This is a genomic window from Pseudomonas sp. RG1 (assembly GCF_025910115.1).
GTDB lineage: Bacteria > Pseudomonadota > Gammaproteobacteria > Pseudomonadales > Pseudomonadaceae > Aquipseudomonas > Aquipseudomonas atacamensis.
Map to the genome: position 1 here is coordinate 1 of NZ_JAPCIK010000005.1, position 16,978 is coordinate 16,978.

At 61.6% G+C, this 16,978-nt stretch carries 11 protein-coding genes; 8 read left to right on the forward strand and 3 right to left on the reverse strand.

The features are described from left to right. The first annotated feature begins 92 nt into the window (after positions 1–92). The 6 genes from recC to OK411_RS04535 all read left to right on the forward strand — a co-directional run bounded on the left by recC (position 93) and on the right by OK411_RS04535 (position 11,787). Positions 93–3,545, forward strand: coding sequence for an exodeoxyribonuclease V subunit gamma (gene recC, locus OK411_RS04510; protein ID WP_264364494.1), 3,453 nt, complete (start codon positions 93–95; stop codon positions 3,543–3,545). Further along, the gene (recB, locus tag OK411_RS04515) at positions 3,542–7,228 is read left to right on the forward strand and encodes an exodeoxyribonuclease V subunit beta (protein WP_136491889.1); all 3,687 of its coding nucleotides are present in this window, start codon (positions 3,542–3,544) and stop codon (positions 7,226–7,228) included. The genes recC and recB overlap by 4 nt, the downstream gene beginning before the upstream one ends. Continuing rightward, the gene (gene recD, locus OK411_RS04520) at positions 7,225–9,333 is read left to right on the forward strand and encodes an exodeoxyribonuclease V subunit alpha (RefSeq protein WP_136491890.1); all 2,109 of its coding nucleotides are present in this window, start codon (positions 7,225–7,227) and stop codon (positions 9,331–9,333) included. The genes recB and recD overlap by 4 nt, the downstream gene beginning before the upstream one ends. Positions 9,334–9,452: 119 nt before the next feature. Further along, entirely contained in the window at positions 9,453–10,022 is a 570-nt protein-coding gene (locus tag OK411_RS04525) for a YfiR family protein (protein ID WP_024011482.1), read from the forward strand. After that, positions 10,019–11,287, forward strand: coding sequence for a diguanylate cyclase domain-containing protein (locus OK411_RS04530; protein WP_136491891.1), 1,269 nt, complete (start codon positions 10,019–10,021; stop codon positions 11,285–11,287). Before OK411_RS04525 ends, OK411_RS04530 begins: the two co-directional genes overlap by 4 nt. Next, positions 11,287–11,787 carry an OmpA family protein gene (locus OK411_RS04535; protein ID WP_177421632.1) on the forward strand — a complete coding sequence of 167 codons (501 nt, stop codon included), beginning with the start codon at positions 11,287–11,289 and terminating at the stop codon, positions 11,785–11,787. The genes OK411_RS04530 and OK411_RS04535 overlap by 1 nt, the downstream gene beginning before the upstream one ends. On the opposite strand, the gene OK411_RS04540 is transcribed toward OK411_RS04535, so the two are convergent. Then, positions 11,784–12,731, reverse strand: a complete 948-nt coding sequence (locus OK411_RS04540; RefSeq protein ID WP_125917982.1) for a LysR family transcriptional regulator — start codon at positions 12,729–12,731, stop codon at positions 11,784–11,786. The two genes, OK411_RS04535 and OK411_RS04540, sit on opposite strands and share 4 nt — an antisense overlap. 149 nt (positions 12,732–12,880) lie before the next feature. Between OK411_RS04540 and OK411_RS04545 the strand changes: the two genes are divergently transcribed. Together OK411_RS04545 and mmsB are read left to right on the forward strand one after the other, a co-directional pair. Next, positions 12,881–14,407: a CoA-acylating methylmalonate-semialdehyde dehydrogenase gene (locus OK411_RS04545; protein ID WP_136491893.1), complete on the forward strand. Its 1,527-nt coding sequence runs from the start codon at positions 12,881–12,883 to the stop codon at positions 14,405–14,407. A gap of 10 nt (positions 14,408–14,417) precedes the next feature. After that, positions 14,418–15,305: a 3-hydroxyisobutyrate dehydrogenase gene (gene mmsB, locus OK411_RS04550; protein WP_016770578.1), complete on the forward strand. Its 888-nt coding sequence runs from the start codon at positions 14,418–14,420 to the stop codon at positions 15,303–15,305. Positions 15,306–15,506: 201 nt separating this feature from the next. On the opposite strand, the gene OK411_RS04555 is transcribed toward mmsB, so the two are convergent. Together OK411_RS04555 and OK411_RS04560 are read right to left on the reverse strand one after the other, a co-directional pair. Continuing rightward, positions 15,507–15,857: a cupin domain-containing protein gene (locus OK411_RS04555; protein WP_016770579.1), complete on the reverse strand. Its 351-nt coding sequence runs from the start codon at positions 15,855–15,857 to the stop codon at positions 15,507–15,509. Between the two features lie 90 nt (positions 15,858–15,947). Then, positions 15,948–16,835, reverse strand: coding sequence for a LysR family transcriptional regulator (locus OK411_RS04560; RefSeq protein WP_264364495.1), 888 nt, complete (start codon positions 16,833–16,835; stop codon positions 15,948–15,950). Positions 16,836–16,978: the final 143 nt, after the last annotated feature.

Below are 16,978 nucleotides of genomic sequence, written 5' to 3' on the forward strand. Positions count from 1 at the left end.
CTTACAGCCTTCGCAGACCTCGTCCGGCTGTCACAGCCGGCCGACAATGCTAAGGTTCTGCCTCGGCTTTAGCGATTTTCCAAGGAATCCATATGTCGGACGCCCAGTCCCTCAACGCTGCATTCATGGTGGTTCAGAGCAACAGTCTCGATGAGCTGCGCAGCCTTGTGGTCAGCATCATGCGGCGCTATCCACTCGCACCCTTGGAGAACGAAATCGCTTTGGTACAAAGCAACGGCATCGCCCAATGGCTCAAACTGGCATTGGCCGAGGATCCCGAAGACGACGACCTTGGCGGTTGCGGAATCGCTGCGGCGATTGACGTGCAACTACCCGGCAGTTTCATGTGGCAGCTCTATCGCATGGTATTGGGACGAGAAGAAATTCCGGCTAAATCCCTGCTCGACAAAGCCCCGCTGACCTGGCGCCTGATGCGCCTCTTGCCACAGGTAATCGATCGCGCCCATTTCGAGCCGCTGCAACGCTTCCTTACCCACGACAGCGATCTGCGCAAGCGCTATCAATTGTCAGAGCGTCTGGCCGACCTGTTTGACCAATATCAGGTCTACCGGGCCGACTGGCTGGAAGATTGGGCGGAAGGCCGCCACCAACTGCGCAATGTGCGAGGTGAAATCAAACCTCTGCCACCGACCAGTTGCTGGCAGGCCGAGTTGTGGCGAGCGCTGCTGGATGACGTCGGCGAACAAGGCATGGCGCAGAGTCGTGCCGGCGTCCATCAACGTTTCATGGAGCGCATCAACACCCTTGATGAGGCTCCGGCTTCACTGCCACCGCGTGTGATTGTTTTTGGTATTTCTTCGCTACCCGCGCAGGTACTTGAAGCGCTCGCCGGTCTGGCGCGCTTCAGTCAGGTTCTGCTTTGCGTACACAACCCCTGTCGCCATCACTGGGCCGATATCGTCGCCGACAAGGATCTGCTGCGGCATCAATACAAGCGCCAACAACGCAAAAGCGGGATGCCAGTTGTACTTGATGCCGAGACCCTGCATCAGCACGCACATCCGTTGCTGGCCGCTTGGGGCAAGCAAGGTCGCGACTATATCAACCTGCTCGATAGCTACGACGATCCCAACAGCTACCGCGCAGCCTTTCGTGACGGACGCATCGACCTGTTCAGCGAAGCCCAGCCCCGCAACATGCTTAACCAGCTGCAGGATGACATTCTGGAGTTACGCCCCCTCAACGAGACACGCGAACTCTGGCCAGCGGTCGATTCAACCCAAGACCATTCAATACGTTTTCACATCGCCCACAGCGCCCAGCGTGAAGTCGAGATCCTGCACGATCAACTGCTGGCGCGTTTCAGCGCCGACCCGGACTTGCGCCCCCGCGACGTAATCGTCATGGTCCCGGATATCGACAGCTATGCACCGCATATCCGCGCGGTTTTCGGTCAGCTCGATCGATTTGACCCGCGCTTCATTCCTTTCACTTTGGCGGACCAGGGCCAGCGTGGACGTGATCCGTTGCTAATCGCGGTAGAACATTTGCTCAAATTGCCGGACAGCCGTTTCCCGGTCAGTGAGATCCTCGACCTGCTCGATGTCCCGGCCCTGCGTGCTCGCTTTGGCGTAGAAGAACGCGACCTGCCAACTCTGCACCGCTGGATCGAAGGCGCCGGTGTGCGTTGGGGCATGAGTGCCGAGCAACGGGCCGGTCTCGGATTGCCGGAGCAACTGGAGCAGAACAGCTGGCATTTCGGCCTGCGCCGAATGCTGCTGGGCTACGCCGTCGGCAGTGCCGACGCATGTGCAGGTATCGAGCCTTACGACGAAATTGGTGGGCTGGATGCTGCCCTCATCGGGCCATTGGTGGCCCTGCTGGATGCCCTGGAAATCGCTCACCAGCAACTTACGCAACCGGCTCAACCAAAAGAGTGGGGGCTGCGCTTGCAGGCGCTGATGCAAGTGTTCTTTCAGGCGAGCAACGAGCACGACGACTACCTGCTGACCCAACTGGAAGAGCTTCGCGAAACCTGGCTCGAGACCTGCGAGGCGGTCGGGCTGACTGACGAACTGCCGCTGACTGTCGTGCGCGAAGCCTGGCTCGCCGGGCTGGATCAGGGCCGTTTGTCGCAACGATTCCTCGCCGGTGCGGTGAATTTCTGCACCTTGATGCCGATGCGTGCCATTCCTTTCAAACTGGTATGTCTGCTGGGCATGAACGACGGCGATTATCCGCGCGCGCAGCCGCCGCTGGACTTCGATCTGATGGGCAGCGATTACCGACCTGGCGACCGCTCACGACGTGAAGACGATCGCTACCTGTTACTCGAAGCGCTGTTGTCCGCACGCTCTCAGCTCTATATCAGTTGGGTCGGTCGCAGCATCCGTGACAACAGCGAACGACCTGCCTCGGTGCTCATCGGCCAGTTGCGCGATCACCTCGCCAGCGGCTGGCGTTCAATCGACCCAAGCCAGGATCTGTTAGACGCGCTGACCGAAGAACATCCCCTGCAACCTTTCAGCGCCCGCTATTTCCACGAAGGCGAGCAACTGTTCAGCTACGCCAGCGAGTGGCAGGTGTTGCATCAAGAGAAAGCGCAGCAAAGTGAAGCACCCTTACTCGCGCCATATGTTCAAGAGGAACCGCTGACGCTGGCATTGCTGCAGGACTTTCTGCGGAACCCGGTTCGGCATTTTTTCACTCAACGCCTAAAGGTGTATTTCGAGGCCGCGCAAGCACCGCTGGCCGATGAAGAACCTTTTGTGCTGGACGCGCTGCAGCGCTACACGCTCAGCGACAGCTTGCTGGAAGCCGCACTCAGCCAGCCGGACAATATCGATCAGGCGCTGCAAGCCCGGGCGCTGCGCCTGCAAAACAGTGGTCTGCTGCCTATGGCCGGTTTTGGCGAATGCCTACAGCATGAACTGATCGAACCGCTACCGGATCTTCTGCAGCGTTATCAACAGTTGCTGACGTTATGGCCGACGCCATTGACCAGCGCGATCCCGGTCAGTCTCGACCTGCAAGGTTTGCGGCTGGAGGGCTGGCTCGCAAACCTGCATCAACGCGCCGATGGCGGTCTGCTGTCGGTCACGACCATTCCCAACAGCATCGGCTCGATCAAAACTCGCAAGTGGCATCGGCTGACCAAATCGTGGGTTACCCATCTGGTCGCCTGCGCCAGCGAGCATGCGCTGACCACGGCATTGGTCGCCAGTGACGACACGTTGTTGCTGGAGCCAATGGAGCGAGACCGAGCGTTGCGTTTGCTCGGTGACCTGCTTCTTGCGTGGCAATCCGGCATGCGCCAACCCTTGCCGATTGCGATAAAAACCGCGTTCGCCTGGTTGTCTCAAACTGACCCGGTCAAAGCCGAAGCCGCTGCGCGAAAAGCCTATGACGGTGACGGCCAGACCAGCAACGGCGAGCGGCGTGAAAGCCCGGCACTGCTCCGGCAATATCCCGATTTCGATGCACTGTTGGCAGACGAAACCTTCACCGGCTGGTGCGACGCGTTGTACCGCCCATTATTCGAAGCGCCGTGGCGTTCCTTGTCCAGCGAAGGTGCGCGCGCATGAGTACCAAAACACCGTTGGCTCTGGCCTTCCCGTTGCGCGGCAGCCAGTTGATCGAAGCAAGCGCCGGCACCGGTAAAACCTTTACGATCTCGGCACTTTATCTGCGGCTGATTCTCGGTCATGGCGGCGAGAGAAGCGGTTTCGCACGCGAACTGCTGCCGCCGCAGATCCTCGTAGTGACGTTTACCGATGCTGCCACCAAAGAGCTGCGTGAACGCATTCGGACACGCTTGGCTGAGGCCGCGCGGTTCTTCCGCGACGAAATTGTTGCCCCGGACGGACTGATTGCCGAGTTGCGCGATCAGTTCGATCCGCAACAATGGCCAGGCTGTGCCAACCGCCTCGATATCGCCGCGCAGTGGATGGACGAAGCCGCCGTCTCGACCATTCACAGCTGGTGTCAGCGCATGCTGCGCGAGCATGCGTTCGACAGCGGCAGCCTGTTCACGCAATCCCTGGAAACCGATCACAGCGATCTGCTTGGCGAAGTGTTGCGCGATTACTGGCGACTGTTCTGCTACCCGATGCAGGGCGATGCGCTGAACTGGGTGCGCAGCAATTGGGGTGGCCCCGCCTTGTTGTTGCCTCGGGTGCGCGGCTTGTTTGCCAGCGAGCGTGACACCGATGAAGGCAAGGCGCCTGCGGAGCTGATCGAGGAGTGTTTGCTGGAGCGGCGAGCGGCGTTGGTCGAACTGAAAATGCCTTGGCGTGACTGGGCAGACGAGCTGCTTGCTCTCTGCCATGAAGGCGTCGCCAGCAAAACCGTCGATGGCCGCAAAATGCAGGCGCGTTATTTCGAACCCTGGTTCGAGAAACTCAAGACCTGGGCCGAAGACGAGGCGCTTGAGCAACTGGACATTGGCACCGGCTTCACCCGTCTGACACCCGAAGGTATGGCCGAGGCCTGGAAAGGCCAGGCCCCGAGTCATCCGGGGCTCGACGCCATGTCCGCACTCAAGTCGAGCCTCGACGCATTGCCGACGCCCGATGCCGCTGTTCTGCAACACGCTGCCAAGTGGGTCGGTGCACGCTTCGAAGAAGAGAAGCGTCGCCGCGCAGAAATGGGATTCGACGACATGCTGTTGCGTCTGGATGCCGCGCTGCAATCGGAGGGCGGCGAGCGTCTGGCAACGCTGATCCGCGAGCAGTTCCCGGTCGCGCTGATCGACGAATTCCAGGACACCGATCCGGTGCAATACCGCATCTTCGAAAGCATCTACCGCATCGAAGACAATCACCCTGACACCGGCCTGTTCCTGATCGGCGACCCCAAGCAGGCGATCTATGCCTTCCGTGGTGCCGACATCTACACCTATCTGCGCGCACGTCAGGCCACTACCGGCCGTTTGCATACACTAGGCACCAACTTCCGCTCCAGCCACGGCATGGTGACAGCGGTCAATCACGTATTCGAACGCGCCGAGTCCCGAGAGCAGGGACGCGGCGCGTTTTTGTTTCGCGAAAGAAATGGCGAGAACCCGGTACCGTTCCTCCCGGTCGAGTCTCAGGGGCGCAAGGAAACGCTGCGGATTGCCGGGCAAGACGTCGCGGCACTGAATGTCTGGCTATTGTCTGGCGATCAGCCGTTGTCCGGCGCGGTGTATCGCCAGCAAATGGCCGCCGCCTGCGCCAGTGAAATCACCGCACTGCTCAATGGCGGGCAGACCGGCAGTGCTGGTTTCGTTCAGGAAGATGACTTCAGAGGTCTGCGTCCTTCGGACATCGCGATCCTCGTCCGTGACGGTAAAGAGGCCCAGGCCGTACGCGCCGAACTCGCCGCCAGAGGGGTGCGCAGTGTTTATCTCTCGGACAAGGATTCGGTGTTCGCCGCCCAAGAGGCGCACGACCTTCTGGCCTGGCTGAAGGCTTGCGCCGAACCCGATGTCGAACGCTCGCTCAAGGCTGCGCTGGCCTGCACCACCCTGAACCTGCCGCTGATCGAGCTGGAGCGCCTGAACCAGGATGAAATGGTCTGGGAAGCCCGGGTCATGCAGTTCCGCGGCTATCGCGAGCTCTGGCGCAAACAGGGCGTGCTGCCGATGTTGCGCCGCCTGCTTCACGATTTCCATTTGCCGCAGACCCTGATGCAGCGCAGTGACGGCGAGCGCGTGCTGACCAACCTTTTGCACCTCTCGGAGCTGATGCAGCAAGCCGCTGCTGAACTGGACGGCGAGCAAGCATTGATCCGCCATCTGGCCGAGCTGCTGGCACTGTCCGGTCAGGCCGGTGAAGAGCAGATTCTGCGTCTGGAAAGCGACGAGCAACTGGTTAAAGTGGTGACCATCCACAAATCCAAGGGTCTGGAATATCCGCTGGTGTTCCTGCCATTCATTTGCTCGGCGAAACCGGTGGATGGCAGCCGCTTGCCGCTGCATTACCACGACGCTGCGGGCAAGGCGCAGATCAGCCTCAAGCCGACCGCCGAGCTGATTACCCAAGCGGATGACGAACGACTCGCCGAAGATTTGCGGCTGCTGTATGTCGCGTTGACCCGTGCACAGCATGCCTGCTGGCTGGGCGTCACTGACCTGAAACGCGGCAATAACAACAGCTCTGTGCTGCACCTGTCGGCGTTGGGTTACTTGCTGGGTGGCGGCGCCGCTTTGGGCGAGTCCACCGAATTGAATCGCTGGCTGCGGGATCTGCAGCAAGACTGCGCGGCGATAGGCATCGGCGAAATGCCTCAGCCCACTGACGAGCATTACCAGCCGCCGCGCAATGAAGCAGTCCTGCGAGCCACGCTACGGCCCAAGCGCAAAGCCAGCGAAAACTGGTGGATCGCTTCCTACAGCGCTTTGCGCATCAGCGACATAATGAGCATCGGCAGCGATGAAGCACCGGACAGTCCGCAGGCACAAAAGCTCTTCGACGACGAGCGCCTCGATCCCGACGCGCCACATGAAATCAGCAGTGGTGGCGCCGATATCCACCGCTTCCCGCGTGGCCCTAACCCGGGCACGTTTTTACATGGCTTGCTCGAATGGGCGGGTGCTGAAGGCTTTGCGGTTACGCGCGAAGCGCTGGAAGACGCGATTGCCCGGCGCTGCAACTTGCGCGGCTGGCAAGGCTGGATCACCACGCTGACGGACTGGCTGCAGCATTTGCTCAAGTCGCCGTTGCCGATCGCTGGCGGGCAACCGCCGGTGGTTCTTGAGCAACTGAAGCAATACCGCGTCGAGATGGAGTTCTGGTTCGCCAGCCACAAAGTCGACGTGCTCAAGCTCGATGAACAGGTGCGCCAGCACACCCACAATGGCGTCGCTCGTGTTGCGGCAGAACCGGTGCAACTCAACGGCATGTTCAAGGGCTTTATCGACCTGACCTTCGAGCACGCTGGCCGCTATTACGTTGCCGATTACAAATCCAATTGGCTCGGCGTGGATGATCAGGCATACACGGTGCAGGCAATGGAGCAGTCGATCCTCGACAACCGTTATGACCTGCAATACGTGCTGTATCTGCTGGCATTGCATCGCCAGTTGAAGGCACGGCTGGCGGATTACGATTACGAGCGCCATGTCGGCGGGGCGCTGTATCTGTTTCTGCGCGGTACGCGTGCCGAAAGTCGTGGCGTGTACTTCGTGCGTCCGCCACGGGAATTGATCGAACGCCTCGACCGTATGTTCCAGGGCAAACCCGAACCCAAGTCCGAGCCCGCCTGGGAACAGGGAGTCCTGCTATGAGCCGCACATTCGCCGATCTGCTGCCGACGCCGCTTGAAGCGGACAGCCTGTCGAAACTCTCGCCGCTGACCCGCGCCGATGATTTGCTGTTGTTGCTGAGCCGTTGGGTCGAGCGCGGCTGGCTGCGCGCGCTAGACCGCGCCTTTGTCGCGTTCCTGCATGAACTCGAGCCCGAGACCGATCCGCTGGTGCTGCTGGCGGCGGCGTTGACCAGTCACCAGCTCGGCCATGGTCATGTGTGTCTGGATTTGTTCGAAACCCTCAATGCGCCGGATTTTGCCCTGTCATTGCCGCCCGAAGGCGATGTGCAGGGCGGTGTGTTGTTGCTGCCCTCGCAACTGCTCGAAACGCTCGATGGAGCCCATTGGTGCAAAGTGCTGGCAAGTAGTCCATTGGTGGCTCTGGCCGCTGACCCGAGTGAAACAGCGCAGACACGTCCATTGGTGCTGTCCTCGAAACGCCTGTACCTGCGCCGCTACTGGACCTACGAACGCCGCATCGATGCAGCGTTGCGCCAACGCTTGATGCAGCAGGAGCCGACGCCGGATGATCTGCCGCAGCGTCTGAACGAATTGTTCGGCGGCGCGGAATCCGCAGCTGTCATCGATTGGCAAAAACTCGCCTGCGCCATCGCTACGCGCAGCGCCTTCAGCATCATCACTGGCGGCCCGGGCACGGGGAAAACCACCACGGTGGTGCGCTTGCTCGCGTTGCTGCAGGCACCGGCCGTCGAGGCTGGCCATCCGCTGCGCATTCGTCTGGCCGCACCTACCGGCAAGGCCGCTGCACGCTTGACCGAGTCGATCAGTCAGCAAGTGCAATCGCTGCAAGTCGCCGAAGCGGTGCGCGCGGCGATCCCCAGCGATGTGACCACCGTGCATCGTTTGCTCGGCAGTCGACCGGGCACCCGGCATTTCCGTCACCATGCCGGCAACCGCCTGCCGCTGGATGTGCTGGTGGTCGACGAAGCTTCGATGATCGACCTGGAAATGATGGCCAACCTCCTCGACGCCATGCCGGCCCATGCGCGGTTGGTATTGCTGGGCGACAAGGATCAACTGGCCTCGGTAGAGGCCGGTGCGGTGTTGGGCGATCTGTGCCGTGACGCCGAGGGCGGTTGGTACAGCCCGCAGACGCGGCAATGGCTGGAGTCGGTCAGTGGCGAGTCGTTGCAGGGCAGCGGTTTGCATGAGGACCGCGACGGCACCCATCCGCTGGCGCAGCAAGTGGTGATGCTGCGGCACTCGCGCCGCTTCGGCGAGGGCAGCGGCATCGGTCAGCTAGCGCGCCGGGTCAATCAGCAATTGGCCGACGAGGCGCGACAGTTGCTCGCGGCCGGCAGCTACGACGACGTGTATTCGCTGCCGCTCAAAGGCGAACATGATCAGAAGCTCGAACGCCTCTTGCTCGAAGGTCACGGCAACGGCCCGCAAGGTTACCGCCATTACCTGAGCGTACTGCGCGATCAGCGTCCATCATCGACGCGGCCTCTTGAGCATGCGGACTGGACCGATTGGGCGCGGGAAGTCTTGCAGGCGTTCGATACGTTCCAGTTGCTGTGCGCGGTGCGCAAAGGGCCGTGGGGCGTTGAAGGTCTGAACCAGCGCATCACCGCTGCGTTGCTCAAGGCGCGTCTGATCGAGAGCGATCAGCAGTGGTATGAAGGTCGGCCGGTGCTGATGACTCGTAACGACTATGGTCTGGGCCTGATGAACGGCGACATCGGCATCGCCCTGAAACTGCCCGAGCGTGAAGGCGCAGAGATCGGCAAAACCGTTCTGCGCGTGGCCTTCCCGCGTAACGATGGACAGGGCGGCGTGCGCTTCGTGTTGCCGAGTCGGCTCAATGATGTCGAAACCGTGTACGCCATGACGGTACACAAATCCCAGGGCTCGGAGTTCGCCCACACGGCGCTGATCCTGCCGGATGCGTTGAACCCCGTGCTGACCAAGGAACTGATCTACACCGGAATCACTCGCGCCCGGCACTGGTTCACCTTGATCGAGCCGCGTGCCGGTGTGTTTGAGGAGGCGGTGCTGCGCAAGGTCAAGCGTCTGAGCGGGCTGATGCTGGAACTGGAGGAGAGCAACGAGTCTCAGGGATGAAGTGCTGAATGACCGACAACGAATACTGACCAACCGGTCAGAGGCAGGCGCCTCGCTGGTGTTCTGGCGCTGTGCTATCGTTGCGGCATCATTTCGTTACGCTCCAAGAGAATCCCTCCATGAAGGTGGCCGTCTGGGCGACACAGCGTGTGGTGGCCTGCCAGCACGCATTGCTGATCGTTTTGCTCTGGTTGTTCACGGGCAGCGCCATCGCCCAAGCGCAAACCGGGCCGGCCGAGCAACGGGCCAAAGCGGTCACGCAAGTGGTGCTTGGCATTCTCAGCTATGCACGCTGGCCGGTGGAACCGGCGCAGTTGCGCCTGTGCATCGTCGGCCCCACCGAATACACCGATGACCTGGTCAAAGGCACCACCCAAGCCACGGGCCGGCCGGTGGCTGTGCGGCGTCTGCTGGCGGACAACCCGGGCATCGTCAGCGAATGCGATGCGGTGTACATCGGCAAGCTCACCGCCGATGAACGCAGTCGTTTGTTTGCATCGTTGATCGGGCACCCGGTGCTGAGCATCAGCGAAGCAGACGATCAATGCACCGTCGGCAGTCTGTTCTGCCTGCGCGTTGGCGATGAGCAAGTGTCGTTCGAGGTCAATCTCGACTCCGTGGCTCGCAGTGGTGTGCGCATACACCCCAGCGTGTTGCAGTTGTCCCGTCGCAAAGCGGCAGCGCCATGAAGCTGTTCAGTTGGAAGGCTCGCCCCACTCTTGGCTCGGTCATCGGCCGTGGGCATTTGATTGTCGCGCTGGTGGCGGTGGCAATGGCCAGTGTTTCGCTGACCTTGCTAGGCGTGCTCGCGCTGCGGGTCTATGCCGATCACAACCTGCACTTGATCGCCCGTTCGATCAGCTACACCGTCGAAGCGGCCGTCGTGTTCAATGACAAAGCGGCGGCAACCGAAGCGCTGGCGATCATCGCTTCCACCGAGGAAGTGGCAGATGCCCGAGTGCTGGACGCGCAAGGCCAATTGATCGCGCAATGGCAGCGCGTCGAGACCGGCTTGTTCTCCGAGCTGGAAATGCAGATCACCCGCGCTCTTCTGGAAAAACCGGTCAGCCTGCCGATCGAGCATCAGGACCGCGAAATCGGTCGGGTCCTGCTCATCGGTCACGGCGGCAGCCTGATGCGCTTCCTGCTCAGCGGCCTGGCCGGGATTGTGCTCTGCACCGCGATCAGCGCCTGGGTCGCGCTTTATCTGGCGCGGCGGCAGTTGCGCGCGATCATCGGCCCTTTACACAGCCTCGCCGCCGTCGCCCACGCCGCCCGTAGCGAACGAGCGCTGGATCGGCGCGTGCCGCCGGCGCAAATCGCTGAACTGGATAACCTGGGCAACGACTTCAATGCCTTGCTCGGCGAACTCGAGTCGTGGCAAACCCATCTGCAAAACGAAAACGAAACTCTCGCTCACCAAGCGACCCACGACAGCCTCACCGGTTTGCCCAATCGTGCGTTTTTCGAAGGCCGCTTGATGCGCGCCTTGCGCAACGGCAAAAAACACGATGAGCGGGTCGCCGTGCTGTTTCTCGACAGCGACCGCTTCAAAGGCATCAACGATAACTTCGGCCACGCCTCGGGCGACGCCGTGCTGGTGGCCATCGCCAATCGCGTGCGAGCGCAATTGCGCGAGGATGATCTGGTCGCGCGGCTGGGCGGCGACGAGTTCGCCGTGCTGCTTGCGCCACTGCACACGGTCGAAGACGCTGAGCACATCGCTGACAAGATTCTCGCCAGCATGGACATGCCGATCACCCTGCCCGGCGACAGCAGTGTAGTGACCTCGCTCAGTATCGGTATCGCCGTCTATCCCGATCATGGCGCCACGCCGGGTGCCTTGCTCAACGCAGCCGACGCGGCGATGTATCAGGCCAAGCGCCTGTCGCGTGGCGCGCAATTCACCGCCGGGTCGGAGCGCCCGGTCGATTCCGTTCACACCAGGAGCTGATGCCCGTGTTCACACTTCCCTTTCGACTGTTTTCCGCATTGTTGCTGATCACCGCGCTGACCCTGAGCGGTTGCCAGACCGCCCCGCAGAAAGGCCTGACACCGGCGCAGGTCGCCGTGCTCAAACAGCAGGGTTTCGAATTGACCGACGACGGTTGGGAATTCGGCCTGTCGGGCAAAGTGCTTTTTGGCAGCGATGTGGAAAGCCTGAACGCAGCCAGCACGGAAATCGTCGAACGCATCGGCAAGGCGCTGCTCGGCGTGGGGATCGAGCGGGTGCGCGTCGATGGCCACACCGATGCGTCCGGCAAGGAAACCTACAATCAGCAACTGTCGCTGCGCCGGGCCAAGAGCGTTGCCAACGTCCTCGGCACGGTCGGCATGAAGCAGGAAAACATCCAGCTGCAAGGCCTGGGCAGCAGCGAACCGGTGGCTTCCAACGACACCGCAGCGGGGCGTACGGAAAATCGCCGGGTGTCGATCGTGGTCAGCGCCGACTAATCGGCAAAGCGCATCTCCCGCGTTTCACCCATCAACAACGCCTGATTACACTCAGTCACCTCACGAATGTAATCCCACAACAACGTAATCCGCTTCAACTTGCGCAAATCCTCCCGGCAGTACATCCAGAACTGCCGGGTGATGTCGATTTCCTCCGGCAACACCGGCAACAATCGCGGATCCTGCGCGGCGAGAAAGCACGGCAGGATCGCCAGCGAGCGCCCCTGCTGTGCGGCGACGTATTGCGCGATCACGCTGGTGCTGCGCAAGTTTGCGCTGGCGCCGGGCAGCACGTTGGCCAGGTAGAGCAGCTCCGAGCTGAACGCCAGATCATCCACATAACTGATGAATTGATGCTTGCTCAAGTCGGCCGGGCGGCGGATCGGTGGGTGTTTGTCCAGATAGTCCTGGGTTGCGTACAGCTGCAAGCGGTAGTCGCAGAGTTTGCAGCAGACGTACGGCCCGTGCTCCGGCCGCTCGAGGGCGATGACGATGTCGGCCTCGCGCTTGGACAGGCTGATGAAGTGCGGCAGCGGCAGGATGTCCACCGAGATTGCCGGGTAGGCGTCGACGAAGTGGCTCAACTGCGGGGTGATGAAGAAGCTGCCGAAGCCTTCAGTACAGCCCATGCGCACGTGTCCGGACAGGGCAACGCCCGAGCCCGAGACTTGCTCGCAGGCCATGTGCAACGTGCTTTCGATCGACTCGGCATAACCGAGCAAGCGCTGGCCTTCGGTGGTCAGGACGAAGCCGCTGGTGCGGGATTTTTCGAACAGCAATGTGCCCAGCGCCGCTTCCAGCGAGCTGATCCGTCGCGACACCGTGGTGTAGTCGACAGCCAGGCGTTTGGCGGCGGTGCTGGCCTTGCGAGTGCGGGCGACTTCAAGGAAAAACTTCAGGTCGTCCCAGTTCAGCGAGCCTAGCGAGGTGATGTTTTTTTGCATGATGGTCGGGCTTATATGTGCGTTCTTATTAGAAGTTTGCACATCTATACTCCAAAAACAGTCCGACAACCAATTCGTGACACACGCCTCATCTCAAGGCGAACCTTTCGCCTTGGCTCCTACGATAAAAACAAGTTCTGGAGACCAGCATGAACGCATCGCTTACGCCCAACGACACCACGCTGCAAAAGGTCAAACTGCTGATCGACGGCGAATGGGTCGAGTCGCAGACCACCGAGTGGCACGACATCGTCAACCCGGCCACCCAGCAAGTGCTGGCCAAGGTTCCGTTCGCCACCGCCGCTGAGGTCGATGCCGCTGTCAGCGCCGCCCAGCGTGCCTTCCAGACCTGGAAACTGACCCCGATCGGCGCGCGGATGCGCATCATGCTCAAGCTGCAAGCGCTGATCCGCGAGCACTCCAAGCGCATCGCCGTGATCCTCAGCGCCGAGCAGGGCAAGACCATTGCTGATGCCGAAGGCGATATTTTCCGTGGCCTGGAAGTGGTCGAGCACGCGTGCTCGATCGGCACCCTGCAAATGGGCGAGTTCGCCGAGAACGTCGCCGGCGGCGTCGACACTTACACCCTGCGCCAGCCAATAGGCGTGTGCGCCGGCATCACGCCGTTCAACTTCCCGGCGATGATTCCGCTGTGGATGTTCCCGATGGCGATCGCCTGCGGTAACACCTTTGTCCTGAAGCCTTCGGAGCAGGATCCGCTGTCGACCATGTTGCTGGTGGAGCTGGCGATCGAAGCGGGCGTCCCTGCTGGCGTGCTCAACGTGGTTCACGGCGGCAAGGATGTGGTCGATGGTCTGTGCACGCACAAGGACATCAAAGCCGTGTCGTTCGTCGGTTCGACCGCTGTCGGCACCCACGTTTATGACCTGGCCGGCAAACACGGCAAGCGCGTGCAGTCGATGATGGGCGCAAAAAACCACGCCGTGGTACTGCCGGACGCCAATCGCGAGCAAGCGCTGAATGCCTTGGTCGGTGCCGGTTTCGGTGCCGCCGGGCAACGCTGCATGGCCACTTCGGTAGTGGTGCTGGTCGGTGCGGCGAAACAATGGCTGCCGGATCTGAAAGCGCTGGCGCAGAAGCTCAAGGTCAACGCCGGCAGCGAGCCGGGTACCGATGTCGGTCCGGTGATTTCGAAAAAGGCCAAGGCGCGGATTCTCGAACTGATCGAAAGCGGCATCAAGGAAGGCGCCAAGCTTGAACTCGACGGTCGCGACATCAGCGTGCCGGGCTACGAGCAAGGCAACTTTGTCGGCCCGACCCTGTTCTCCGGGGTGACCACCGACATGCAGATCTACACCCAGGAAATCTTCGGCCCGGTGCTGGTGGTGCTTGAAGTCGACACCCTCGATCAGGCGATCGCGCTGGTCAACGCCAATCCGTTCGGCAACGGCACTGGCCTGTTCACCCAGAGCGGCGCGGCGGCGCGCAAATTCCAGACGGAAATCGACGTCGGGCAGGTCGGCATCAACATCCCGATTCCGGTACCGGTACCGTTCTTCAGCTTCACCGGCTCGCGCGGTTCGAAACTCGGCGACCTCGGCCCGTACGGCAAGCAAGTGGTGCAGTTCTACACGCAGACCAAAACGGTCACGGCGCGCTGGTTCGACGACGACAGCGTCAACGACGGCGTAAACACCACCATCAACCTGCGCTGAGGATTCGATCATGAAAATCGCATTTATCGGGCTGGGCAACATGGGCGCGCCGATGGCGCGCAACCTGATCAAGGCTGGCCACTCGTTGAACCTGGTCGACCTGAACAAAACCGTGCTGGCGGAACTCGAGCAACTGGGCGGCACCATCCGCGCTTCGGCCCGCGAGGCGGCGGAAGATGCCGAACTGGTGATCACCATGCTCCCGGCGGCTGTGCACGTGCGCAGCGTCTGGCTGGGTGAGGAGGGCGTGCTCGCCGGCATTCGCCAAGGCGTGCCGGCGGTGGATTGCAGCACTATCGACCCCCAGACCGCCCGCGACGTTGCAGCGGCCGCCGCCAAACACGGCGTGGCCATGGCCGATGCGCCGGTCTCTGGCGGCACTGGCGGCGCGACCGCCGGGACCCTGACCTTCATGGTCGGCGCTACCCCGGAACTGTTCGCCACCCTGCAACCGGTGCTGGCGCAAATGGGCCGCAACATCGTGCATTGCGGTGAAGTCGGCACCGGCCAGATCGCCAAGATCTGCAACAACCTGCTGCTGGCGATTTCGATGGTCGGCGTCAGTGAGGCGATGGCATTGGGCGATGCGCTGGGGATCGACACCGGCGTGCTGGCCGGGATCATCAACAGCTCGACCGGCCGTTGCTGGAGTTCGGAGATGTACAACCCGTGGCCGGGCATCGTCGAAACGGCGCCGGCCTCGCGCGGTTATACCGGTGGTTTCGGCGCGGAACTCATGCTGAAGGATTTGGGGCTGGCGACCGAAGCGGCGCGGCAGGCGCACCAGCCGGTGGTGCTCGGCGCGGTGGCGCAGCAGTTGTATCAGGCGATGAGCCAGCGCGGTGACGGCGGGAAGGATTTCTCGGCGATCATCAACAGCTATCGCAAGCCGCAGTAATCGCGATCAGCCCTTTGTGGCGAGGGGATTTATCCCCGTTGGGTTGCGCAGCAGCCCCCTGGAGTGTGTCAGGTAAACCGAGTGCTCAGGGTTTGCGACTGCTGCGCAGTCGAGCGAGGATAAATCCCCTCGCCACAGGTTTTAGCAACGCCGGGATATTTGCCGGGAAATCACGTCGGGTGATTTCCCGGCTTTTTTGCATCAGGCGAAGACGAAATACTTGCGCACGGTCTCGACCACTTCCCACGTGCCCTTCATGCCCGGCTCAACCACGAAGATATCGCCGGCGCGCAGGTGGATCGGCGCCATGCCGTCCGGGGTGATCACGCAGTAGCCTTCCTGGAAATGGCAGTACTCCCACTTCACATAATCGACGCGCCACTTGCCCGGTGTGCAGATCCAGGTGCCCATGATCTTGCTGCCGTCTTCGCTGGTGTAGGCGTTGAGGTTGACGGTGTGCGGGTCGCCTTCGAGTTTTTCCCATTTGCAGGCGTCGAGTACCGGCAGCGGGTGGGTGTCGCGCAGAACGGTGATAGGGGCGGTCGCGGTCATGGGGACTCCGGGCAGATGGACTTGAGAATTGAAGTCGCACCCTATAGCGCCCGGATGTCGCTCAGTTGTCTGGGGTCGACATCGGAGTGCTCAGAAACGCGCAGCGATGAGCGCTTGTAACAATGCCTGGGCATAACCCGGCAGCGCGGCGAAGTCTCTCGCGCAGAGCAATAACCTGCGACGCGCCCACGGTTCATTGAGCGCCACACATTTGAAGCATTCGACCTTCGCGCGTTCGACAGCGGCCAACGGCACGATGGTCAGGCCGGCGCCATGGGCGACCATGCGCATCGCTCCATCAAAGCCATCGGCGCGAATGCGCACCTGCATTCGTGCGCCGCTGTGCAGCGCCTGTTCTTCCAGATAGATCGCCAATGCGCTGTCGGCGCTCAATCCGACAAAGTCGTGCTGCAACGCGTCGCTGAAACTGACCTCGGCGGCGTCAGACAACGGGTGATCGAGCGGCAGAATCAGCACCAGCGGATCGTCGCGGAACGCCTGAGTCTGTAAGCCGTTGGTGTCAACCGCGTCGGAGACGATGCCCAAGTCCGCTGCGCCTTCGCGCAAGGCATGGGTGATCCGCGCGCTGGGCAGTTCCTGTAGATCGATGTCGAGATTGGGATGGATGCGCAGGAAATCCGCGAGCACTTCCGGCAGGTACTCGGTGATCGCCGTGGTGTTGCACAACAGCCGCACCTGGCCTTTGACGCCTTGCGCATAATCGGCAAGGTCCTGCTGCATGCGTTCGGCCTGTTGCAAAAGAATGCGCGCATGGCGGGCGAGGGCTTTACCGGCAGGCGTCGGGGTGACGCCACGGCGGCCGCGCTCGAGGAATTCAGCGCCCAGCGAGGCTTCCATCGCGCGGATTCGAGCGCTGGCGGCGGCGAGGGACAAGTGGCTGCGGGCGGCGCCGGCGGTGATGTTGCCGGTGTCGAGAATGTGCAGGTAGAGGCGCAGGTCGGTGAGGTCGAAGTGCATGGGGTTTGCCTGTGGTTTCGCGGTGGCTGGGCTGGCCCTTTCGCGAGCAGGCTCGCTCCCACAGGGACTTATGTACAGCGCAGATCCCGTGTGGGAGCGAGCCTGCTCGCGAAGAGGCCAGATGCCTCAACGCCGATGTCAGC

Bases quoted from the DNA above. Each gene is read 5' to 3' on its own strand.
- recC (WP_264364494.1), top strand. From the start codon at position 93: ATGTCGGACGCCCAGTCCCTCAACGCTGCATTCATGGTGGTTCAGAGC.
- recB (WP_136491889.1), top strand. From the start codon at position 3,542: ATGAGTACCAAAACACCGTTGGCTCTGGCCTTCCCGTTGCGCGGCAGC.
- recD (WP_136491890.1), top strand. From the start codon at position 7,225: ATGAGCCGCACATTCGCCGATCTGCTGCCGACGCCGCTTGAAGCGGAC.
- OK411_RS04525 (WP_024011482.1), top strand. From the start codon at position 9,453: ATGAAGGTGGCCGTCTGGGCGACACAGCGTGTGGTGGCCTGCCAGCAC.
- OK411_RS04530 (WP_136491891.1), top strand. From the start codon at position 10,019: ATGAAGCTGTTCAGTTGGAAGGCTCGCCCCACTCTTGGCTCGGTCATC.
- OK411_RS04535 (WP_177421632.1), top strand. From the start codon at position 11,287: ATGCCCGTGTTCACACTTCCCTTTCGACTGTTTTCCGCATTGTTGCTG.
- OK411_RS04540 (WP_125917982.1), bottom strand. From the start codon at position 12,731: ATGCAAAAAAACATCACCTCGCTAGGCTCGCTGAACTGGGACGACCTG.
- OK411_RS04545 (WP_136491893.1), top strand. From the start codon at position 12,881: ATGAACGCATCGCTTACGCCCAACGACACCACGCTGCAAAAGGTCAAA.
- mmsB (WP_016770578.1), top strand. From the start codon at position 14,418: ATGAAAATCGCATTTATCGGGCTGGGCAACATGGGCGCGCCGATGGCG.
- OK411_RS04555 (WP_016770579.1), bottom strand. From the start codon at position 15,857: ATGACCGCGACCGCCCCTATCACCGTTCTGCGCGACACCCACCCGCTG.
- OK411_RS04560 (WP_264364495.1), bottom strand. From the start codon at position 16,835: ATGCACTTCGACCTCACCGACCTGCGCCTCTACCTGCACATTCTCGAC.